The following is a 17,339-nucleotide window of genomic DNA, read 5'->3' as shown; positions in this document are numbered from 1 at the left end:
CCGAAACCATTCATGCGAAGAGCCGCCGAGGGAAACAGGGATGCGCCGACGATGAGCAAGGGCGACCGGGCCAAGCGCAAGAACGGGCTCACCTATGCCGAGGCGGGCGTCGACATCGATGCCGGCAACCTCATGGTCGAGAAGATCAAGCCGCTGGTGCGCGCGACGCGCCGGCCGGGCGCCGATGGCGAGATCGGCGGTTTTGGCGGCCTGTTCGACCTCAAGGCGGCGGGTTTCACGGATCCGGTGCTGGTTGCCGCCAATGACGGCGTCGGCACCAAGCTGAAGATCGCCATCGATGCCGGCAAGCACGACACGATCGGCATCGACCTCGTCGCCATGTGCGTCAACGACATCGTCGTGCAGGGCGCCGAGCCACTGTTCTTCCTCGACTATTTCGCCACCGGCAAGCTCGACCCCGACCAGGGGGCGGCAATCGTCGGCGGCATAGCAATCGGCTGCCGACAGGCCGGCTGCGCGCTGATCGGCGGCGAGACGGCCGAAATGCCCGGCATGTATCACGACAAGGATTACGACCTGGCCGGTTTCGCCGTCGGTGCTGCCGAACGCGGCCAGTTGCTGCCGACCGACGATATCGTCGAAGGCGACGTGCTGCTTGGCCTGGCTTCCTCGGGCCTGCATTCGAATGGCTTTTCGCTGGTGCGCCGCATCGTTGGCGTCAGCGGTCTTGCCTGGGGCGATCCGGCGCCGTTCAACGATGAGGCGACGCTGGCAGAGGCGCTGCTCGAGCCGACCCGCATCTATGTGAAGTCGGTCCTCAAAGCGATCCGTGGCACGCACGGCATCAAGGCGCTGGCCCACATCACCGGCGGCGGTTTCCCCGAAAACATCCCGCGCGTCCTGCCAAAGGACTTTTCCGCAGAGCTCGATCTCAATGCCATCGATGTGCCGCAGGTGTTTTCCTGGCTGGCGAAGACTGGCGGCGTGGCGCCGGAGGAGATGATGCGCACCTTCAACTGCGGTATCGGCATGATCCTCGTCGTCGCCTCCGGCCAGGCCGCACAGGTCGCAGCCGTGCTGCAGGAGGCCGGCGAGACGGTGACGCCGATCGGCCGCATCGTGCCGCGCCGCGACGCCGGCGTTATCTATCGGGGCTCGATCGGCCTATGAGCAGGAAACGCACGGTTGTTTTGATCTCGGGACGCGGCTCGAACATGACGGCGCTAATCGCGGCGGCGAGCGACCCGGCCTATCCCGCCGAGATCGTTGGCGTCATTTCCGACCGGGCCAACGCCGCCGGCCTCGGCATCGCGGCCGCGCGCGGTATCCCGACCAAGGTCATCGTGCGCGCCGACCATGCCAGCAAGGAAGCCCATGATGCGGCGATCGACGCCGCGCTGATTGCGTTCAATGCCGAGATCGTGGCGCTGGCCGGCTATCTGCGCATTCTCTCCCGCGGCCTGGTCGAGAAGTGGCAAGGGCGCATGCTCAACATCCACCCTGCCCTGCTGCCGGCCTTCAAAGGGCTCGATACGCATGCGCGCGCCCTGCGCGCCGGCATTCGCATTCATGGCTGCACGGTGCATTTCGTCACATCAGAGATGGATGACGGCCCGATCATCGCGCAGGCAGCGGTGCCGGTGATGGTCGGCGACAACGAAGACACGCTGGCCGCCAGAGTGCTGAAGGCCGAGCACCGGCTTTATGCGCTGGCACTCGGGCTGGTCGCCGACGGCAAGGCGCACATGGAAGGCGGCCGCACCGTGCTGGCGCATTTCGCCGACGATGCCGAAAACGGAACTTCCGTGGTGATGGCGCCCGACCCGCTGCGCGAAGAACGCGATCTCGAACATCTGGCGCGGATCACGCCGTAGGCCGACATGGCGACACCGAGACAATTGCTCCTGCTGCGCCACGCCAAGTCGAGCTGGGACGACCCGGCGCTTGCTGATTTCGACCGGCCGCTCGGGCCGCGCGGGCTGAAGACGGCGCCGCTGATGGGGCGCGAACTGGCCCGGCGCAGTTGGCTGCCTGACCTGGCGCTGGTGTCGCCGGCGCTGCGTACGCGCGAGACATGGCGGCTGGTCTCGGCGGAACTGTCGGCGAGCGTAACGGTGGAGTTCGCCGAGGCGCTTTTCGAAGCCACGGCTGGCGACATTCTGGCCGAGCTGCAGCAGGCAGTCGCATCGGCTAGCTGTCTCCTGGTGCTCGGCCATAATCCCGGCCTGGAGGACTTTGCCCGCCGGCTCGCCGGTCCGCGATCGGGTGTGGCTGCTCTCAGGAAACTTGAAGAGAAATTCCCGACCGGCGCCCTTGCCCGCTTTGACATCGACGGCGACTAGGCGGATCTCGGCTTCGGCGCGGCCCGGTTGACGCATTGCATCAAGCCGAAGGATCTAAGCTAGACCAAGCTGCCTAACGGGCTAGCCGCAGGTGACAGCCGCAAACCGTGTTTTGAAAAGACCACGGTCAAACAAGGAGATAGGACCAATTGCTGGCGGATTGATTCAAGATCTTTGCGGCCCCGAGTCGATTGCATAAAAACAAGAGCGGTGGGCCGGGCCCACCGCTCTTTGTGGTCGTAGATTTCTCAGAAAATCAACGACCCCAGATGCCCTGGCCGGATTCCGGCTGGTTCGAGTCGCCCTTGATCGTGAAATCGCCGAGGCTGGCCGGCTTGCGGATCGAGGCGGTATAATTGTGATCGATGTTGCCGGCGGGCGCTGTTACAGCAGGCTGGTTGACGCTGTCGGAGCCGTAGTGGTCGCTGCCTGCGAAAGCGGTGCCGGTGGCAAGGAGGATGGCAGCAGCGGTAAGTGCGATCTTGGTCATTTCAGGTAATCCAGATTTTTCAGTTCTGTCCGTCAAGTGGCGTGCCTTGGGAGGAATTCGCGTCGCTCGGACCACCCCGAAATGGGTGTGCGTTGCTGCCATTGCCAATCACAAAAATGTGCGAACCGAACCGTTCGGTTCGGTCTAGGAAGGCGCGAAATGGCGTAGTTGTTGCTATATTCTATTCTCTATACGGCTCCGACCTCGCAACGCCCCTCGTTGCGTTACGCTTGCATCTCAAAAGGTCGTGAAGCCCAGTACGTCGCGCATGTCGTATTCGCGGGGCGGCCGGACGGCGACCCAGCGTGCTGCCGCAATGGCGCCGCGCGCGAACATCGAGCGGTCGGCGGCCGAATGGGAAAGCGTGAGCGTCTCGCCCTCGGCCAGCAAGCTCACGCTGTGCTCGCCGACGATGCTGCCGCCGCGCAGCACGGCAAAGCCGATCTCGCCGGCAGGGCGTGGACCTGTAACGCCGTCGCGGATGCGTTTCGCCACATCGTCCAGCCTGACGCCATGTCCGCGAGCGGCCGCCTCGCCCAGCATCAGCGCCGTGCCCGACGGTGCGTCGACCTTCATGCGGTGATGCGCTTCCAGGATTTCGATGTCGGTGTCGGGACCAAGTGCTCGCGCCGCCTGCTCGACCAGCCCGGTCAGCATGCTGAGCCCGAGCGAGTAGCTGCCGGAGCGAACGATGGCGACGGACTTCGAAGCAGTAGCGATGGCGGCGAGATCGGCCGGCTCGAAGCCGGTCGAGCCGATGACCAGCGCCGGGCCGCCGCGGGCCGCGCAAGCTTGTGCAAGATCGACGGAGGCCGCAGGCGTGGTGAAATCGATGACGACATCCGCAAGCGCCAGTGCTTCGTCGCGCTCGACCAGCCCCTCACCGATGCTGCCCGGCCTGTGAAAGCGGGCGACGAGCGCTAGCCTGGGATCGGTCTCGACGGCCAGCGCCATCTCCCTGCCCATGCGGCCGAGCGCACCGGCTATGGCTATTTTCAATGGATGCGGCATGGCGGCTTTCACTGGAAATGCGAGTCGCAACAATGATCTACCATGCCGCCCTGCCAGATTGATTCAGCCGGCGCCATGCGTCTTGAGCATCATGCCGGCGATCTCCTTGACCAGCTTGGCGGCAACCAGCGCGGTGAGATTGGAGACGTCCTGGCTTGCATTGTATTCGACGACATCGGCGCCGACGATGGGCTGGTCGATCCGCTGGATCAGGTTGATCACTTGCCGGGTTGTAAGACCACCGGGTTCGCGGTGCGACACGCCGGGCGCACAAGCCGGGTCGAGGCCGTCGAGATCGACCGAGAGATAGACCGGCGTCTTGAGATCGAGCTGCAGATCCTCGCTGAAATGCCGCGCCTCGATCATTTCGACGCCGAAGCGCTTGAGCTGGTCACGAAGCTCATCATTGAGGGTGCGCGAGCCGATCTGGATCAGCCGGTCGGCCAGCCCCTCCTCCAGGATGCGCGCGAAGGACGAGGTGTGGGACCGCCTGTTGCCCTGATAGGCATCGTAGATGTCGGGATGGGCGTCGATCTGGACGATCGTTAGCCTGGCATGGCGGCGGCGCACGGCACGCAGCACCGACCAGGCGATGGCATGATCGCCACCGAGGCTGATCAACGGGTGGCCGGCATCCAGCGCGCGGCCGACCTCGGCCTCGATCCGCTCCCATGGACCGCCGGCGCCTGAAAAGTCGATGTCGCCGTGGTCGACGAAACTGTCCGCCACATCGAAGCCGGTTTCGCTCCACGAGCTGTGCGCGTCGCTTTTGAGTTCCCGCCGGATCAGGGCCGGCGCTGCGGCCGCGCCTTTGAGATAGGACGAGTTCTCGTCATGCGGTATTCCCAGAAGCGAAACCCTGGTCATCGGCGTGCGATCTCCGGCAACAGGCAATCTCCCTAAACCCGGCAGCTGGCTGGCGATAGCAGTGCCGCTTGGGCCAGTTGCGAAGGCGATCAGGCGTCATTTCCCGATCGCGCCGCCCAGTCTTTGCCTGACGATCGCGATATGGAAATCCGTGCCATGCAACAGCCCGTCATCGTTGAAGTCGTAGCTGGAATTGTGCAGCGGCGGCGAGGTCTCGCCATTGCCGAGAAAGACGAAGCAGCCCGGTACGTGATCGAGGAAGCGGGCGAAATCCTCCGAGGCGGTCATCGGCTCCGCCGCGATGCTGGCGGCGCCATAGGCCAGCACGCGCCTTGCGGCGACAAAGGCCGCGTCCACCAGGTCGGCATCGTTCTGCAGCGGCACGAATTCCCTGCTATAGGTCACGTCGGCGGCGACATTGTAGGCAGCGGCGGTGCCTGCCGCGATGACCCGCATCTGGCGCTCGATCTCGGCGCTGACCTCGGGACGAAAACTGCGGGCGTCACCGAGGATGCGGGCGAGGCCGGGCAATGCGTTGCGGGTGCCGTCGGTGATCAGCTCGGTCACCGAAACCACCGAAATGTCGGCGGGACTCAGCCGGCGCGAGACGATGGTCTGCAGATTGGTGACCAGCGCGCAGGCGGCGACCAAGGTCTCGTTCCCGGAATGTGGCCGCGCCGCATGGCCGCCGATGCCCTTGAGCACGATCTCGAAATTGTCCTCCGCCGACATGAACGGGCCGGCACGGGTCTCGAAATGCCCGACGGGCAGGCCAGGCATGTTGTGCAGGCCAAAAATCTCGTCGAAGGGAAAGCGCTGCAGCAGCCCGTCGTCCAGCATCGCCAGCGCGCCCCTGCCCCATTCCTCGGCGGGCTGGAAGATGAAGCGCACGGTGCCGTCGAAACCGCCCTCGGCGGCCAGCAGCTTTGCCGCGCCGAGCAGCATGGTGGTGTGGCCGTCATGGCCGCAGGCATGCATGATGCCGGGGTTCTGCGAGCGATGGGCGGTCGCGGACTGCTCGGTGATGCGCAGCGCATCCATGTCGGCCCTGAGCGCAATCGCCCGGTTGCCGCTGCCGCGCTTCAATGTGCCGACGATGCCGGTGCCGCCGACCCCCTCTGCAACATCGTCCAGCCCGAATTCGCGCAGCTTCGCGGCGACAAAGGCAGCGGTGCGCTTTTCCTCAAAGCCGAACTCGGGGTGCGCGTGCAAATCGCGCCGCCAGCCGGTCATTTCCTGCTTCAGCACATCACGATCGAGCTCAGCCATTTTCTCCCCGACCTATCTTGCAAGCTCACTGGCGACATCAAGCAGGATGTTGGTGCCGGCGACAAGCTCGGCATCTTCAGTGTGTTCGCGCGGATTGTGGCTGATGCCACCGGCGCTCGGGACGAAGATCATTGCCGCCGGCGCGAGGCGGGCCATCATCTGCGCGTCATGGCCGGCGCCCGATGTCATGCGCCTGACGCCGAGACCGCGGTTCTTCGCGGCCGCCTCGATCCGTTCGACGATGCCGATGTCGAATAGCACCGGTTCGAAGCGGGCGAGCCGCTCGACCGAGATCGATACGTTCTCCAAAACCTCAAGCTCCTCGAGATAGGCAGCAAGGGCCGCCTCATGCGCCTGCAAGCGCTGTTCGTCGGGATCGCGCAGGTCGATGGTGAAGACGGCGCGCGCGGGAATGACGTTGATGGCGTTGGGTTCGAAGCGCATCGTGCCGACCGTGGCCACGGTTGGCCCATTTGAAGCCCTGGCCCGATCGTGCAGGAAGGTGATGATGCGGGCGGCGGCGTGGCCGGCGTCGCTGCGCATCGACATCGGCGTGGTGCCGGCATGGTTGGCGGCGCCGTCGATGGTGATGCGCTGCCAGGAAATGCCTTGCAAATTCTCGACCGCGCCGATCGGCACGCCTTCACGCTCCAGCACCGGCCCCTGCTCGATATGAAGTTCGAGATAGGCATGCGGCTTGAGGAAGCCGGGTTCGCGGTCGCCGGCATAGCCGATGCGGGCGAGCTCCTGGCCGAGCACGCTGCCATCCGTGCCGATGGCGGCCAGCACGGCCTCGGCACTGACGCCACCGGCATGGCATAGCGAGCCCATCATGTCAGGCGTGTAGCGCACACCTTCCTCATTGGTGAAAGAGGCGACCGCGACCGGGCGCGACGGCGAAAAGCCCGAAGCCTGCAGCGTCTCGATCACCTCCAGCCCGGCCAGCACGCCGTAGCAGCCATCATAGATGCCGGCATCGATAACGGTGTCGATATGCGAACCGATGAGCAGCGGCGCCTGCCCGGCATTGTCGGGGCTTTGCCAGATGCCGAAGATATTACCGACCCGGTCGATGGCGACTTCCAGCCTGGCCTGCCTGAGCCAGCCGACAAAGAGGTCACGGCCCTGTTTGTCTGTGTCGGAGGCGGCGAGCCGGATCAGCCTATCCTCACTGTCGCGGCCAACGGCGGCGAGTTCCCGGATGCGGCCAAGCAGACGCTGTGCATCGATCCCGATCATGGCTATGCCTCGGCCTTCAGCTTGCCGGCCAGCACATCGGCGGGGCTCTGCCCGACCAGCTCGGTATAGCGGTGCGGGTCTGTGGCGCCTTCGGTGTTGATTACAAGCACGCGGGATTTGTCGTCGAACCCGAGAGCGGCCTTGTGGTCGGCCACCGCCCGGATCAGCCCGGCCAGACCGACGCCGCCGCTTTCGCCGGCGACGATCACTGGATCATTGCCAGCCGGCCGTGCCAGCCGCCGCATCACCGCGACCGCCTCCTCCTCATCCACCGTCATGAAGGCATCGGCAACCCGCGCCAGAACGCGCCAGGCAACTTGCGAGGCCTCGTAGCATTCGAGCATCGCCATCACCGTCGGCTGGTCGTGTGCGACCTTGACCACGTGGCCCGCCCGGGCGGCTGCGACAACGCAGGCGGCGCGGGCCGGCTCGACGACGATGAAGGTCGGCCTGGCGTCACCGAGCACGATGGCGAGATGGCCGGCCAGGGCGGCGGCAATGCCGCCGACACCGGCCTGCACGAAGACATGGGTCGGCGGCTGCGGCAACTGGCCCAACGCTTCGCGCACGATCGCCGTATAGCCCTGCATGACCAGACCGGGGATGCGCTCGTAGCCCGGCCAGGAGGTGTCGGACACCACGGTCCAGCCTTGCTCCGCTGAAACCTCGGCGGCCTGCCTGACCGAGTCGTCATAATTGCCGTCGACGCGGATCATCTCGGCGCCATAGCGGGCTATTGCTGCAATGCGCGCCTCGCTGACGCCGGCGTGAACGAAGATTGCCGCTTTCGCGCCTACCAACTGTGCACCTTGCGCGACCGAGCGGCCATGATTGCCGTCGGTGGCGCAGGCAACCGTCATGCCGGCAGCGACCGCCCGGACGTCGAACCGGTTGAGATCGGCCACGTCAACGGGCCGATGAAGCGATCGGCTCGCCTCCTCCAGCACCAGTCGAAAAACGGCATAGGCGCCGCCGAGCGCCTTGAAACTGCCGAGACCGAGGCGAAAGCCTTCATCCTTGATGTGGACGGAGCCGAGGCCGAGTTCGCCGGCCAGCGTCGGCAATGCATGCAACGGAGTTGCCAGGTGATTGTCGCGATGGGCAAGAAAGCGCTCGACCGTATCGGCACCGGCATTCCCCAGCGTTTCGGCATCGACCGGATCGAGCGGCCGACGGTGCAAGGCATTGCTGTTGAGCAGGAACACGGGTGGCCTCCTTTGGGTGTGACGAAATCATATTGCAGCCGAGGTGCAAATAGCGCTGTTATTGGCGCTTCGAAATGCAAGTTTGTTTCGCCAGGATAGCGCTTTGCCTCGATCGCCTTCACTCGACAGTTTCGACCTCGCCATCCTTGCCATCCTGCAGCGGGACAACACGATGCCGCAGCGGCTGATCGGCGAAGCCGTCAACCTGTCGGCGCCGGCGGTGCAGCGGCGCATCAAGCGCATGGAACAGTCCGGCGTCATTGCGGGCAATGTCGCCGTGGTCGACCCGGCGGCGGTCGGCCATCCCATCACCATTTTCGTCGAGGTCGAACTGGAGAGCGAACGCTCGGACCTGATCGACGCGGCCAAGCGGCAATTCTCGGCAGAGCCCGAAGTGCAGCAATGCTACTACGTCACCGGCGAGGCCGACTTCATCCTAGTCATCACCGCGGCCGACATGGGGGCCTATGAGGCCCTGACGCGCAGACTGTTCTTCGACAGCAAGAATGTCCGAAAATTCCGCACCTTCGTTGCCATGGACCGTGTCAAGGTGGGGCTGACGGTGCCTCTGCCGGGATAGCCAGTCTCTTTTACGCAATTCCGGACGGAAAACCGCTCACACTTTTCCTGGAATTGCTTTAGCCCGCCGGCCGCAGCCAGACCTTGTTGTCGTGGAAGGCCGCACCGCCATAGGGCGCTGGTGCGTCGGCGCCGGTGAGCACATTGATGCCTTCGCCACGCTCATGGGCGCTGTTTGGCCAGATGCCCTCGGCGATCACCACGCCGCGCTTGAGGCCTTCGAACAGCTTTGCGTGCAGCACCACCTCGCCGCGCCGGTTGCCGACCTCGATACGGTCGCCGTCGCCCAAGCCAAGCGCGGCAGCGTCGTCCGGATGCACCAGGAGTTCCGGCCGGCCTTCCTTGGCTCTCGACACCGGTGTCTCGGCGAATGTCGAATTGAGAAAATTGCGCGCCGGCGATGTGGCGAGCCGGAACGGATGCTCGGCATCCGCGACCTCGATCAGGTCGACATGGTCGGGGAATTCCGGGAGCTCCGCCACCGGCCCGAACAGGCCCATGCTTTTCGGCGGCCGGTTGGGCGCCGCCTGCCCGCTCCAATTGGCGCGGAAATGGAATTTCTTGTCGGCATGGCCGAAACCATCGATGAAATGCGCCGCCTCGAAATCCGGCTGCAGGTCGACCCATTTGTCTTCCTTGAGGCTGGCGAAGGAGCCCAGCCCGCGCTTGCCCAGGATGATGTCGATATGCTGCTGCTCGGTCAGGCCAAAGCCCGGCCGGTCGGAGACGCCGAGACGCTGCGCCAATTGCTCGATGACGAAATGGTTGGTGCGCGGCCCTTCCGGCGGGTCGATCAGCTTGGGACCAAGCGTGATGTGCTGGTTGCCGCCGCCCTTGTAGACGTCGTCATGCTCGAGAAACATCGTTGCCGGCAAAACGACATCGGCGAGCTTTGCCGTGTCGGTCATGAACTGCTCGTGCACGCAGGTGAACAAGTCGTCACGCAGGAAACCCTGCTTCACCAGCCGCTGCTCGGGCGCGACATTCACCGGGTTGGTGTTCTGGATCAGCATCGCCGTCACCGGCGGGCCGCCATAGAGCGCGTCCGCTGCACCGGTCAGCACCGGGCCGATGCGCGACTGGTCGAGATGGCGAATATTGGGATCGCGCATCGCGGCGCCTTCCAGCACATCCTGGTTGAGCTTGAAGATGCCGGAATTGGAATGGAAGGCACCGCCACCCTCATATTGCCAGGCGCCCGTGACGGCGGCGATGCAGGATGCCGCGTGCATGTTGACCGCGCCGTTGCGCTGGCGGGCAAAGCCATAGCCGAGGCGGAAATAGGTTTTCCTCGTCGTGCCGACGAGGCGTGCGAAAGCCTCGATCTCGGTGACGGCAAGACCGGTGATGGCGGAAGCCCATTCCGGCGTGCGCGTCTCCAGATGCGCTTCCAGCCCCTTCGGATCGTCGGTGTATCTTTCGAGATAGGCGCGGTCGGCCATGCCTTCCCTGAACAGCACATGCATGACCGCGCAGGCCAGCGCGCCATCGGTGCCGGGCTTCAGCACAAGGCCTATATCGGCCTGCTTCATCGTCGCGTTCTCGTAGACATCGATGACGACGATCCTGGCGCCACGCTCCTTCCGCGCCTTGATGGCGTGGGTCATGACATTGACCTGCGTGACCACGGCATTGGTGCCCCAGATCACCACGCAGTCGGACTTCGCCATCTCGCGCGGATCGGGACCGCGCAAGGCGCCCGCTCCCATCATCCAGCCGGTCCAGGCCAGATTGGTGCAGATCGAGCCGAAGAAGCCGGAGTATTTTTTCGCATGGCGCAGCCGGTCGATGCCGTCGCGCTGCACCAGCCCCATCGTGCCGGCATAGAAATAAGGCCAGACGGTCTCGGAGCCGTATTTTTCCTCGGCCGCGATGAAGTTCTCGGCGACGACGTCGAGTGCCGCTTCCCAGCTGGATTCCTTCCAGACGCCGTCGCCCTTGGCGCCGGCGCGCATCAGCGGCTTCAGCAGTCGGTCCGGATGATGGACACGATCGGCATAGCGCGCGACCTTGGCGCAGACCACACCAGCCGTATACGTATTGGACTTGGCGCCATGGACACGGCCGATGCGGTTGCCATCGAGCAGTTCGACCTCGAGCGCGCAGGTCGAAGGGCAATCATGCGGACAGGCGGAGTGGCCGATTCTGAGCTTGGCGTGCTGGTTCATGCGGCGTTTTTAGCGGGTTTCGCGGGCGGCGTGTAGGGCCAGATCTTACCCTCCCCTTGATGGGGAGGGTCGGCGCGCAGCGACGGGGTGGGGTGCGGCGCGGGGGGGGGTGGTCCTCCCCACCCCTCCCCCCCCGCGGGGGGGGGGGGGGGGGCGCCGGGGGGGGGGGGCGCCCCGGCGGCGCGGACCCCCACCCCGCTCCGCTTCGCGGATCGACCCTCCCCACAACGGGGGAGGGTAATCACTCCACCGTGCCTTCCTCATACTCGGCCGACATGGTTAGCCACTTCTCCTCGTGACCGGCAAGCTGCTGTGCCAGCTGCGAGCGCTCCTTGGCGAGCCGGGTCGCGGTCGACGGATCCTTTTCGTACACCGCCGGATTGGCGAGTTCGTCCTCGATCAGGTCGATGCGCTTGCGGATGCGGTCCATCAGCGCTTCGGTGGCGCGTATTTCCTTGGCCAGCGGCTCAAAGGCGGCGCGGCGCGCGGCTGCATCGCGGCGGCGATCGGCCTTTGATGCCTTCTCGGCCTCGCGCTTGCCGCGTCGGTCGCCGGACACGCCGGTGACCAGCGTCTTGTAGTCCTCAAGGTCGCCGTCATACGGGTTGACCGCCCCGTCCTTGACCAGCCACAGCCGGTCGGCGGTCGCTTCCAGCAGATGGCGGTCATGCGAGATCAGGATGACGGCGCCGGGAAACTCGTTCAATGCACGGATCAGCGATTCGCGACTGTCGATGTCGAGATGGTTGGTCGGCTCGTCGAGGATGAACAGGTTCGGGCCTTCGAAGGCCGACAGGCCCATCAGCAGGCGCGCCTTCTCGCCGCCGGACAGGTCCTTGGCGGCGGTGTTCATCTTCTCGGTGGTGAGACCGAACTGGGCGACGCGGCCACGTACCTTGGATTCCGGCGCCTCCGGCATCAGCCGGCGGACATGCTCATAGGCGTTTTCATCAGGCCTGAGATCGTCGAGCTGATGCTGCGCGAAGATAGCCACTTTCAGGCCCGGCGCCACCGTCATGGTGCCGCTCTCCTGCTTCAACCGGCCCGACAGAAGCTTGGCGAAGGTCGACTTGCCGTTGCCGTTGGCGCCGAGCAGCGCGATGCGGTCGTCGGCATCGATGCGCAGCGTCATCTTCTTCAGGATCGGCTGGCCCTCGGTGTAGCCGACATTGACGTTGTTCAAGGCAATGATCGGCGACGCCACCGTTTTCACCGGCTCCGGGAAAGAGAACGGCCTCACCGTGTCGTTCACGATCGCCGCGATCGGCTTCATCTTCTCCAGCGCCTTGATGCGCGACTGCGCCTGTCTCGCCTTCGAAGCCTTGGCGCGGAAGCGTTCGACGAAGGACTCCATGTGTTTGCGCGCGGCTTCCTGCTTGACACGGCCCTTCTCCTGCAACTCCTTCTGCTCGGTGTACTGGCGCTCGAACTGGTCGTAGCCGCCGCGCCAGAAGGTCAGCTTCTTCTGGTCGAGATGAACGATGGAATTGACGGCGCGGTTGAGCAGGTCGCGATCGTGCGAAATCAGAAGCACCGTGTGCGGGTATTTCGAAACATAGTTTTCCAGCCACAGCGTGCCTTCGAGATCGAGATAGTTGGTCGGCTCGTCAAGCAGCAGAAGGTCGGGCTCGGCAAACAGCACGGCGGCAAGCGCGACGCGCATGCGCCAGCCGCCGGAGAAGGACGAGGCCGGGCGGCGCTGCGCGGCGTCGTCGAAGCCAAGGCCGGCGAGGATGGTGGCCGCGCGGGATTCCGCCGAATGCGCATCGATATCCGCCAGCCGCATATGGATGTCGGCAATGCGGTGCGCGTCGGTGGCGGTCTTTTCCTCCTCGAGCAATGCGGTGCGCTCGAGGTCGGCCTTGAGCACGATTTCGATCAGCGGCTCCTCGGTGCCGGGCGCTTCCTGCGCCACCTGGCCGATGCGGGTGTTCTTGGGCAGGCTTATCGAGCCGGTCTCGGAGGGAAAGTCGCCGGTGATGGCCTTGAACAGCGTCGTCTTGCCGGTGCCGTTGCGGCCGACGAGGCCGGCCTTGGTGCCGGCCGGCAAGGTCAGCGAGGCATGATCGAGAAGCAAGCGTCCGGCCATGCGGAGCGAAAGATCGTTGATGATAAGCATGCCGGGGCTTTTGCACGGGAGGGCGGCGCTTCGCAAGGGCCTGGGCGCTGGCGGGGGCATAAGGCATGAAGACGGCGCGCCTTAAGCGCGCCGTCCATTGCAAACAGCAGACTGACTTTTCAGAGGCTGCCTGGTTCAGGCTTTGGGTTTGCGCTTCGTCACCTTGGCCGCGGCGGCCGGAACGGCCGGCTTGCGGCCGAGGCCCGAGGACTTGGCCAGTGCCGAACGGGTCGCGGAGTAGTTCGGCGCCACCATCGGATAGTCCGACGGCAAGCCCCATTTGCCACGATATTCCTCCGGGCTGAGACCATGGTCGGTCATCAGGTGGCGTTTCAGCGACTTGAATTTCTTGCCATCTTCCAGACAGACGATGTGGTCGGGAAACACCGACCGCTTCGGATTGACAGCGGGGTTCAGCGCGGGGCTTTCCACGGCGGCAATGCTGCCCAGCTTGCGCACCGATGCGCTGACGCTGGCGATCAGATCCGGCAGGCCGGACGCAGGGAGAGGATTGTTGCCGACATAGGCCGAGACGATGTCAGCAGTCAGTTCAATAGCGGTCTTGCTGTCGATGGTGTGCAATTCTGTTTCTCCCGCCGGTCATGAAGTTGCCGGCTTTTTTTAAGACTTCTCTTGATGTATCGACCTAGCTGCACCCCCCAACGGGTCGCTAAGTCTCAATAAACGATCAAGAATCGGAACAGGAGGATGTTTCCACAACAGGTTGCAACGTTGCAAATTAGAAAATCTAATACTTGGAAACGGCCGACTTCGCGCCAGCAGATTTCAACTGCACGGACCCGGCAGGTTTGGAGTCGGCCAGTATCTCCAGAATGCGCTTCCAGCGGGCGCACCGGCCGAAATCTTTTTGCTCTATCGCCTTTTCGGCCTTCATGGCGGCGTAGAGCGGCGCCTCGGCGCCGAACTCCTTGAGCAGCCAGAATGCTTCCTGTCTGGCGAGGCGTTCATCGTCGTCAAGCATGTTCAGCCTCCGAGCGTTCTATGCCCACCGCAATACAGCTGCCGATGACGAGGACCGCACCGGCTATCGCGGTCAGCGTCAGCCTTTCGCCCGACAGCGTCAGCAGCAGCGTCGATGCGATCGGCGTCAGATAGGCGATGACCGCAACCTTGCCGCCGCCTTCAAGCTTCAAGGCGCGCGACCAGAAATAATATCCCAGCCCCATCGGGCCGGCGCCGAGATAGAGGCCAAGCAGGAGGTGCTCGCTGGATGGCCAGGCTGCGCCGTCGTGAATACACCATAGCAAGGTCAGGCCGACGCCGACCAATGCCGAAGGCAAAAGCAAACGCTCCGACGGTGTGGCCAGGCGGGCGACCGCAATCGAATAGAAGGCCATGCACAGCGCCGAGCCGAAGGCAGCGAGATAGCCGACGATGCTGCCCTGGAGAAAAGGCTGGCCGCGACCACCCGAGATCACCAGCGCCACGCCGACAAAGCCGAACACGGCAGTCAAACCCAGCAGCACGGGGCGTTGCCGCTTGCCCAGCACGATGACCGCCGCCGCGACCATCAGCGGCCAGGTGTAGGCGACGAGATTGGCCTCGATCACCGGCATGGAGGCAAAGGCGATGTATTGCAGCACCATGGTGCCGACCAGGCCAATAAAGCCGACCGCGACCGGCGCCAGGGTGCCGTCAGCACCCTTGGAAAAGGCTGCGTCTTGCGTGTCCCCCTTCCGGCTCGCCAGATGGATGACGGCGAACACCAGAGCCGCTCCACAAAATTGCAGCAACTGCACGAGCGACACTGGATGGCTGGCCAGCAGGGATTTGCCGACCAGCGCGTTGGTCGACCACAGGGCGACCGCGCCGGCGGCGAAGACCAGGGCCGATGGCGAGCCGGATCCATCCCGGAATCGGCGCGACGGTGCCTTGTCCTTATCGCCGACCATGATGTTACCGACGACCAAACCGGCGTCCACTTCTATGCTCTGGCTACCATGAATCCCTTGACCCGCCCGGGACCGGCGCATCGGCCGCCGCCGCAACCGGACGTTCTTCCTCGAAGCGGCGATAGGCCGGCAGCTGGTTCGTCCAGACGTCTTCGGCCAGTTCGTTGACCCATTCGCGATCGTGATCATTGTCGGCTGCGAGATAGAACATGCGATTGTCGTCGACGTAGGGCTTGGCCACAGAGCGCTGGTTGAGGACCAGCGTGACGCGCGAGCCGAGCTGTATCGGCGCGGTGCGGTGCAGCACACCGAGAAACTGGCCGAGCGTGGCGTAGTTCATCTTGTGGTCGATGCGCATGACCTGGTTGCGCGGAATCTCGCGGCCGGATTCAAGGATGGCGCGGCCGGTCTCGGAATCGTCGCAGTAGATTTCGAGATGGCCGCCGACCAGCGGATTGCTGATCGACAGCGGAATGAGTTCGGTGACCGGGACACCGTCGCAATGCCAATCGACGGCGCCGTCCTTGGGATTCATGAAAGTGACGGTCGAGCCGACGATCGACAGCGGATAGGGCTCGAGCTTGGTGCCCATCATGTCGGACAGACGTTCCAGGCGCAGCTTGTCATGCAGCAGTTCCTTGATCTCCGGGATAAAACGGTCGGCGCCGGTGATGAAGGTAAGGTCGAGGTGCTTGTGCACGGCGTGGCTGGCCTTGAGCTTCAACGCCGCCTCTTCGATCGCCGCCAGCAGCGCCGGGTCGTAGCCATGCAGATACTGCGCAACGCCGAAACCCGACACTTTCCAGGCCGTCTCATGGCCGATAATGGCTTCTCGGCTCATCGCGTAGCGCAGTTCAGGTATGGTATGGGCGTTCATTCTACTTCTCCAGGATGGGGGCATCACTTGGTAAACTGTCGATTAATTTCCCCACCCCTGTAAAATTAGGAATGCTGGTGCTAGTGTAAGCCCAGCTTAAGGTCGAAACGCGTGCGTCTGCTCAGTCAGGTCAACCTCAATTCGCTGAAGATTGTCGAAAGTGCCGCCCGGCACCGTAACTTCACGCGCGCGGGCGAAGAGCAGTTTATTACTGCTTCCGCCGTCAGCCAGCGCGTCAAAAGCCTCGAGGACCAGCTTCGCTTCAAGATCTTCCAGCGCGGCGGCAATGCGGTGTCGCTGACACCCGAAGGCGAGACCTATGTGTCGCGCGTTCGCGAGGCGCTGGAGCGCATCGTGGCGGCCAGCATGGAGGCGACCGGACAGTCGCAGGCGCATGTGCTGAAGATTTCGGTACTGCCGACGTTCGCAGCGCGCTGGCTGTTTGCCCGCCTGCCGCTGTTCCAGCGGCAATATCCCGAAATCGAAATGCGGGTCTCGACCTCCTACGCCACCAATGAGTTCGCCACCTCCGAGTTCGACCTCGAGATCCGCTATGGCGACGGCAGCTTTCCCGACCTCAAGGCGGACCTACTGTTCAAGGAGGATTTGACGCCGGTGTGCAGCAGGAAGCTGTTCCACGAGGTTCTCGGCGACAGGCCGCCGTCAAAGGTGACGCCCGACGACCTCAGGCATTTCACGCTGCTGCATTCCGACACCTGCACGCAGAACTGGCAGTCGTGGCTGGGTTTTGCCGGCGCGAGTTCCGTGCTCGGCGAGACCAAGAGCATCTATTTCGATTCCTGCATGATGTCCTATGAGGCGGCCAATGCCGGCATGGGCTTTGCAGTCGCCAACCGCGCCTATATGGCGAGCGAGATCCGCGCAGAGCGGCTGGTGGCGCCGTTTGCCGTGCATCACCCCAACACCGCCGGCTGGTATTTCGTCTGCCCGGTCACCGCGCCCTACACGCGCAAGGTGGAATTGTTCAAGCAGTGGATCATGGCCGAGGCGGCGCTGACGCAGTGCCAGCTGGACGCCGGGATTGCCGGCGGCCCGGTGCTGCGCAAGGCCATTGCCTGAGGTCGGATTCTTTCCGCGGCCTTGCGGGATTTGCGGCCGTTTCAGCTGGTTTTGCGCAGACGGCACGAGCAGAACCGGCACGAAAACTGCCACCTCATGACGCAGGCGAGAGACTCAGCTATCTTCGGTTGTTGCGGCGGACCTGATATCCGCCTGGCCGGCGCTATCAGCTCACCTCCCAAGCGGCGCCGGCCTTCTTCTCCCGAAGGCTACCTTCAG

Annotated in this window: 16 protein-coding genes and 1 pseudogene; 5 read left to right on the top strand and 12 right to left on the bottom strand. The window is 64.2% G+C overall.

Annotated features, from left to right (window positions below):
• The first annotated feature begins 51 nt into the window (after nucleotides 1–51).
• The 3 genes and pseudogenes from purM to NKI64_RS14910 all read left to right on the top strand — a co-directional run.
• Complete coding sequence (gene purM, locus NKI64_RS14920) at nucleotides 52–1,131, top strand: phosphoribosylformylglycinamidine cyclo-ligase (RefSeq protein ID WP_023689059.1); 1,080 nt, start codon at nucleotides 52–54, stop codon at nucleotides 1,129–1,131.
• A complete protein-coding gene (purN, locus tag NKI64_RS14915) occupies nucleotides 1,128–1,835 on the top strand; it encodes a phosphoribosylglycinamide formyltransferase (RefSeq protein WP_023689060.1) in 708 nt (235 codons plus the stop codon). The genes purM and purN overlap by 4 nt, the downstream gene beginning before the upstream one ends.
• Nucleotides 1,836–1,841: 6 nt before the next feature.
• Nucleotides 1,842–2,300 (top strand): annotated as a pseudogene (locus NKI64_RS14910) (SixA phosphatase family protein); the annotation flags it as partial.
• A gap of 259 nt (nucleotides 2,301–2,559) precedes the next feature.
• On the opposite strand, the gene NKI64_RS14905 reads toward NKI64_RS14910, so the two are convergent.
• The 6 genes from NKI64_RS14905 to NKI64_RS14880 all read right to left on the bottom strand — a co-directional run bounded on the left by NKI64_RS14905 (nucleotide 2,560) and on the right by NKI64_RS14880 (nucleotide 8,384).
• Nucleotides 2,560–2,793 (bottom strand): DUF680 domain-containing protein, encoded by a 234-nt coding sequence (locus tag NKI64_RS14905; RefSeq protein ID WP_023689062.1) that lies wholly within the window; start codon nucleotides 2,791–2,793, stop codon nucleotides 2,560–2,562.
• A 237-nt stretch (nucleotides 2,794–3,030) separates the two neighbouring features.
• Nucleotides 3,031–3,804, bottom strand: coding sequence for a 4-hydroxy-tetrahydrodipicolinate reductase (dapB, locus tag NKI64_RS14900; protein ID WP_023695553.1), 774 nt, complete (start codon nucleotides 3,802–3,804; stop codon nucleotides 3,031–3,033).
• Between the two features lie 63 nt (nucleotides 3,805–3,867).
• Nucleotides 3,868–4,671 (bottom strand): agmatinase family protein, encoded by an 804-nt coding sequence (locus NKI64_RS14895; protein ID WP_352668515.1) that lies wholly within the window; start codon nucleotides 4,669–4,671, stop codon nucleotides 3,868–3,870.
• 96 nt (nucleotides 4,672–4,767) lie between these two features.
• Nucleotides 4,768–5,940, bottom strand: a complete 1,173-nt coding sequence (locus NKI64_RS14890) for an amidohydrolase (protein ID WP_023695555.1) — start codon at nucleotides 5,938–5,940, stop codon at nucleotides 4,768–4,770.
• A 12-nt stretch (nucleotides 5,941–5,952) separates the two neighbouring features.
• The gene (locus NKI64_RS14885) at nucleotides 5,953–7,179 is read right to left on the bottom strand and encodes a Zn-dependent hydrolase (protein ID WP_031199450.1); all 1,227 of its coding nucleotides are present in this window, start codon (nucleotides 7,177–7,179) and stop codon (nucleotides 5,953–5,955) included.
• Between the two features lie 2 nt (nucleotides 7,180–7,181).
• Nucleotides 7,182–8,384, bottom strand: a complete 1,203-nt coding sequence (locus NKI64_RS14880) for a diaminopropionate ammonia-lyase (protein ID WP_023701889.1) — start codon at nucleotides 8,382–8,384, stop codon at nucleotides 7,182–7,184.
• Between the two features lie 103 nt (nucleotides 8,385–8,487).
• Here NKI64_RS14880 and NKI64_RS14875 point away from each other — a divergent pair, with 103 nt between their 5' ends.
• Nucleotides 8,488–8,964 carry an Lrp/AsnC family transcriptional regulator gene (locus NKI64_RS14875; protein ID WP_023684753.1) on the top strand — a complete coding sequence of 159 codons (477 nt, stop codon included), beginning with the start codon at nucleotides 8,488–8,490 and terminating at the stop codon, nucleotides 8,962–8,964.
• A 58-nt stretch (nucleotides 8,965–9,022) separates the two neighbouring features.
• Here the strand turns inward: NKI64_RS14875 and NKI64_RS14870 are convergent, their stop codons facing one another.
• From NKI64_RS14870 to NKI64_RS14845, 6 genes are all read right to left on the bottom strand, one after another.
• Complete coding sequence (locus NKI64_RS14870) at nucleotides 9,023–11,131, bottom strand: molybdopterin-containing oxidoreductase family protein (protein ID WP_352510930.1); 2,109 nt, start codon at nucleotides 11,129–11,131, stop codon at nucleotides 9,023–9,025.
• Nucleotides 11,132–11,372: 241 nt separating this feature from the next.
• The gene (locus NKI64_RS14865) at nucleotides 11,373–13,250 is read right to left on the bottom strand and encodes an ABC-F family ATP-binding cassette domain-containing protein (RefSeq protein ID WP_023743824.1); all 1,878 of its coding nucleotides are present in this window, start codon (nucleotides 13,248–13,250) and stop codon (nucleotides 11,373–11,375) included.
• A gap of 135 nt (nucleotides 13,251–13,385) precedes the next feature.
• The gene (locus tag NKI64_RS14860; RefSeq protein WP_023670270.1) at nucleotides 13,386–13,832 is read right to left on the bottom strand and encodes a Ros/MucR family transcriptional regulator; all 447 of its coding nucleotides are present in this window, start codon (nucleotides 13,830–13,832) and stop codon (nucleotides 13,386–13,388) included.
• A gap of 166 nt (nucleotides 13,833–13,998) precedes the next feature.
• Nucleotides 13,999–14,232: a hypothetical protein gene (locus tag NKI64_RS14855; RefSeq protein WP_023733893.1), complete on the bottom strand. Its 234-nt coding sequence runs from the start codon at nucleotides 14,230–14,232 to the stop codon at nucleotides 13,999–14,001.
• Nucleotides 14,225–15,193: a DMT family transporter gene (locus NKI64_RS14850; protein WP_352668509.1), complete on the bottom strand. Its 969-nt coding sequence runs from the start codon at nucleotides 15,191–15,193 to the stop codon at nucleotides 14,225–14,227. Before NKI64_RS14850 ends, NKI64_RS14855 begins: the two co-directional genes overlap by 8 nt.
• 13 nt (nucleotides 15,194–15,206) lie before the next feature.
• Nucleotides 15,207–16,040: a hypothetical protein gene (locus NKI64_RS14845; protein WP_023743822.1), complete on the bottom strand. Its 834-nt coding sequence runs from the start codon at nucleotides 16,038–16,040 to the stop codon at nucleotides 15,207–15,209.
• Between the two features lie 111 nt (nucleotides 16,041–16,151).
• Here NKI64_RS14845 and NKI64_RS14840 point away from each other — a divergent pair, with 111 nt between their 5' ends.
• Nucleotides 16,152–17,120, top strand: coding sequence for a LysR substrate-binding domain-containing protein (locus NKI64_RS14840; RefSeq protein WP_023805649.1), 969 nt, complete (start codon nucleotides 16,152–16,154; stop codon nucleotides 17,118–17,120).
• The last annotated feature ends 219 nt before the right edge of the window (nucleotides 17,121–17,339 follow it).

Source organism: Mesorhizobium sp. M0478, assembly GCF_040321305.1.
Lineage (GTDB): Bacteria > Pseudomonadota > Alphaproteobacteria > Rhizobiales > Rhizobiaceae > Mesorhizobium.
This window is presented reverse-complemented; position numbering and strand designations above follow the sequence as displayed.

Bases quoted from the DNA above. Each gene is read 5' to 3' on its own strand.
- purM (WP_023689059.1), top strand. From the start codon at position 52: ATGAGCAAGGGCGACCGGGCCAAGCGCAAGAACGGGCTCACCTATGCC.
- purN (WP_023689060.1), top strand. From the start codon at position 1,128: ATGAGCAGGAAACGCACGGTTGTTTTGATCTCGGGACGCGGCTCGAAC.
- NKI64_RS14905 (WP_023689062.1), bottom strand. From the start codon at position 2,793: ATGACCAAGATCGCACTTACCGCTGCTGCCATCCTCCTTGCCACCGGC.
- dapB (WP_023695553.1), bottom strand. From the start codon at position 3,804: ATGCCGCATCCATTGAAAATAGCCATAGCCGGTGCGCTCGGCCGCATG.
- NKI64_RS14895 (WP_352668515.1), bottom strand. From the start codon at position 4,671: ATGACCAGGGTTTCGCTTCTGGGAATACCGCATGACGAGAACTCGTCC.
- NKI64_RS14890 (WP_023695555.1), bottom strand. From the start codon at position 5,940: ATGGCTGAGCTCGATCGTGATGTGCTGAAGCAGGAAATGACCGGCTGG.
- NKI64_RS14885 (WP_031199450.1), bottom strand. From the start codon at position 7,179: ATGATCGGGATCGATGCACAGCGTCTGCTTGGCCGCATCCGGGAACTC.
- NKI64_RS14870 (WP_352510930.1), bottom strand. From the start codon at position 11,131: ATGAACCAGCACGCCAAGCTCAGAATCGGCCACTCCGCCTGTCCGCAT.
- NKI64_RS14865 (WP_023743824.1), bottom strand. From the start codon at position 13,250: ATGCTTATCATCAACGATCTTTCGCTCCGCATGGCCGGACGCTTGCTT.
- NKI64_RS14855 (WP_023733893.1), bottom strand. From the start codon at position 14,232: ATGCTTGACGACGATGAACGCCTCGCCAGACAGGAAGCATTCTGGCTG.
- NKI64_RS14845 (WP_023743822.1), bottom strand. From the start codon at position 16,040: ATGAACGCCCATACCATACCTGAACTGCGCTACGCGATGAGCCGAGAA.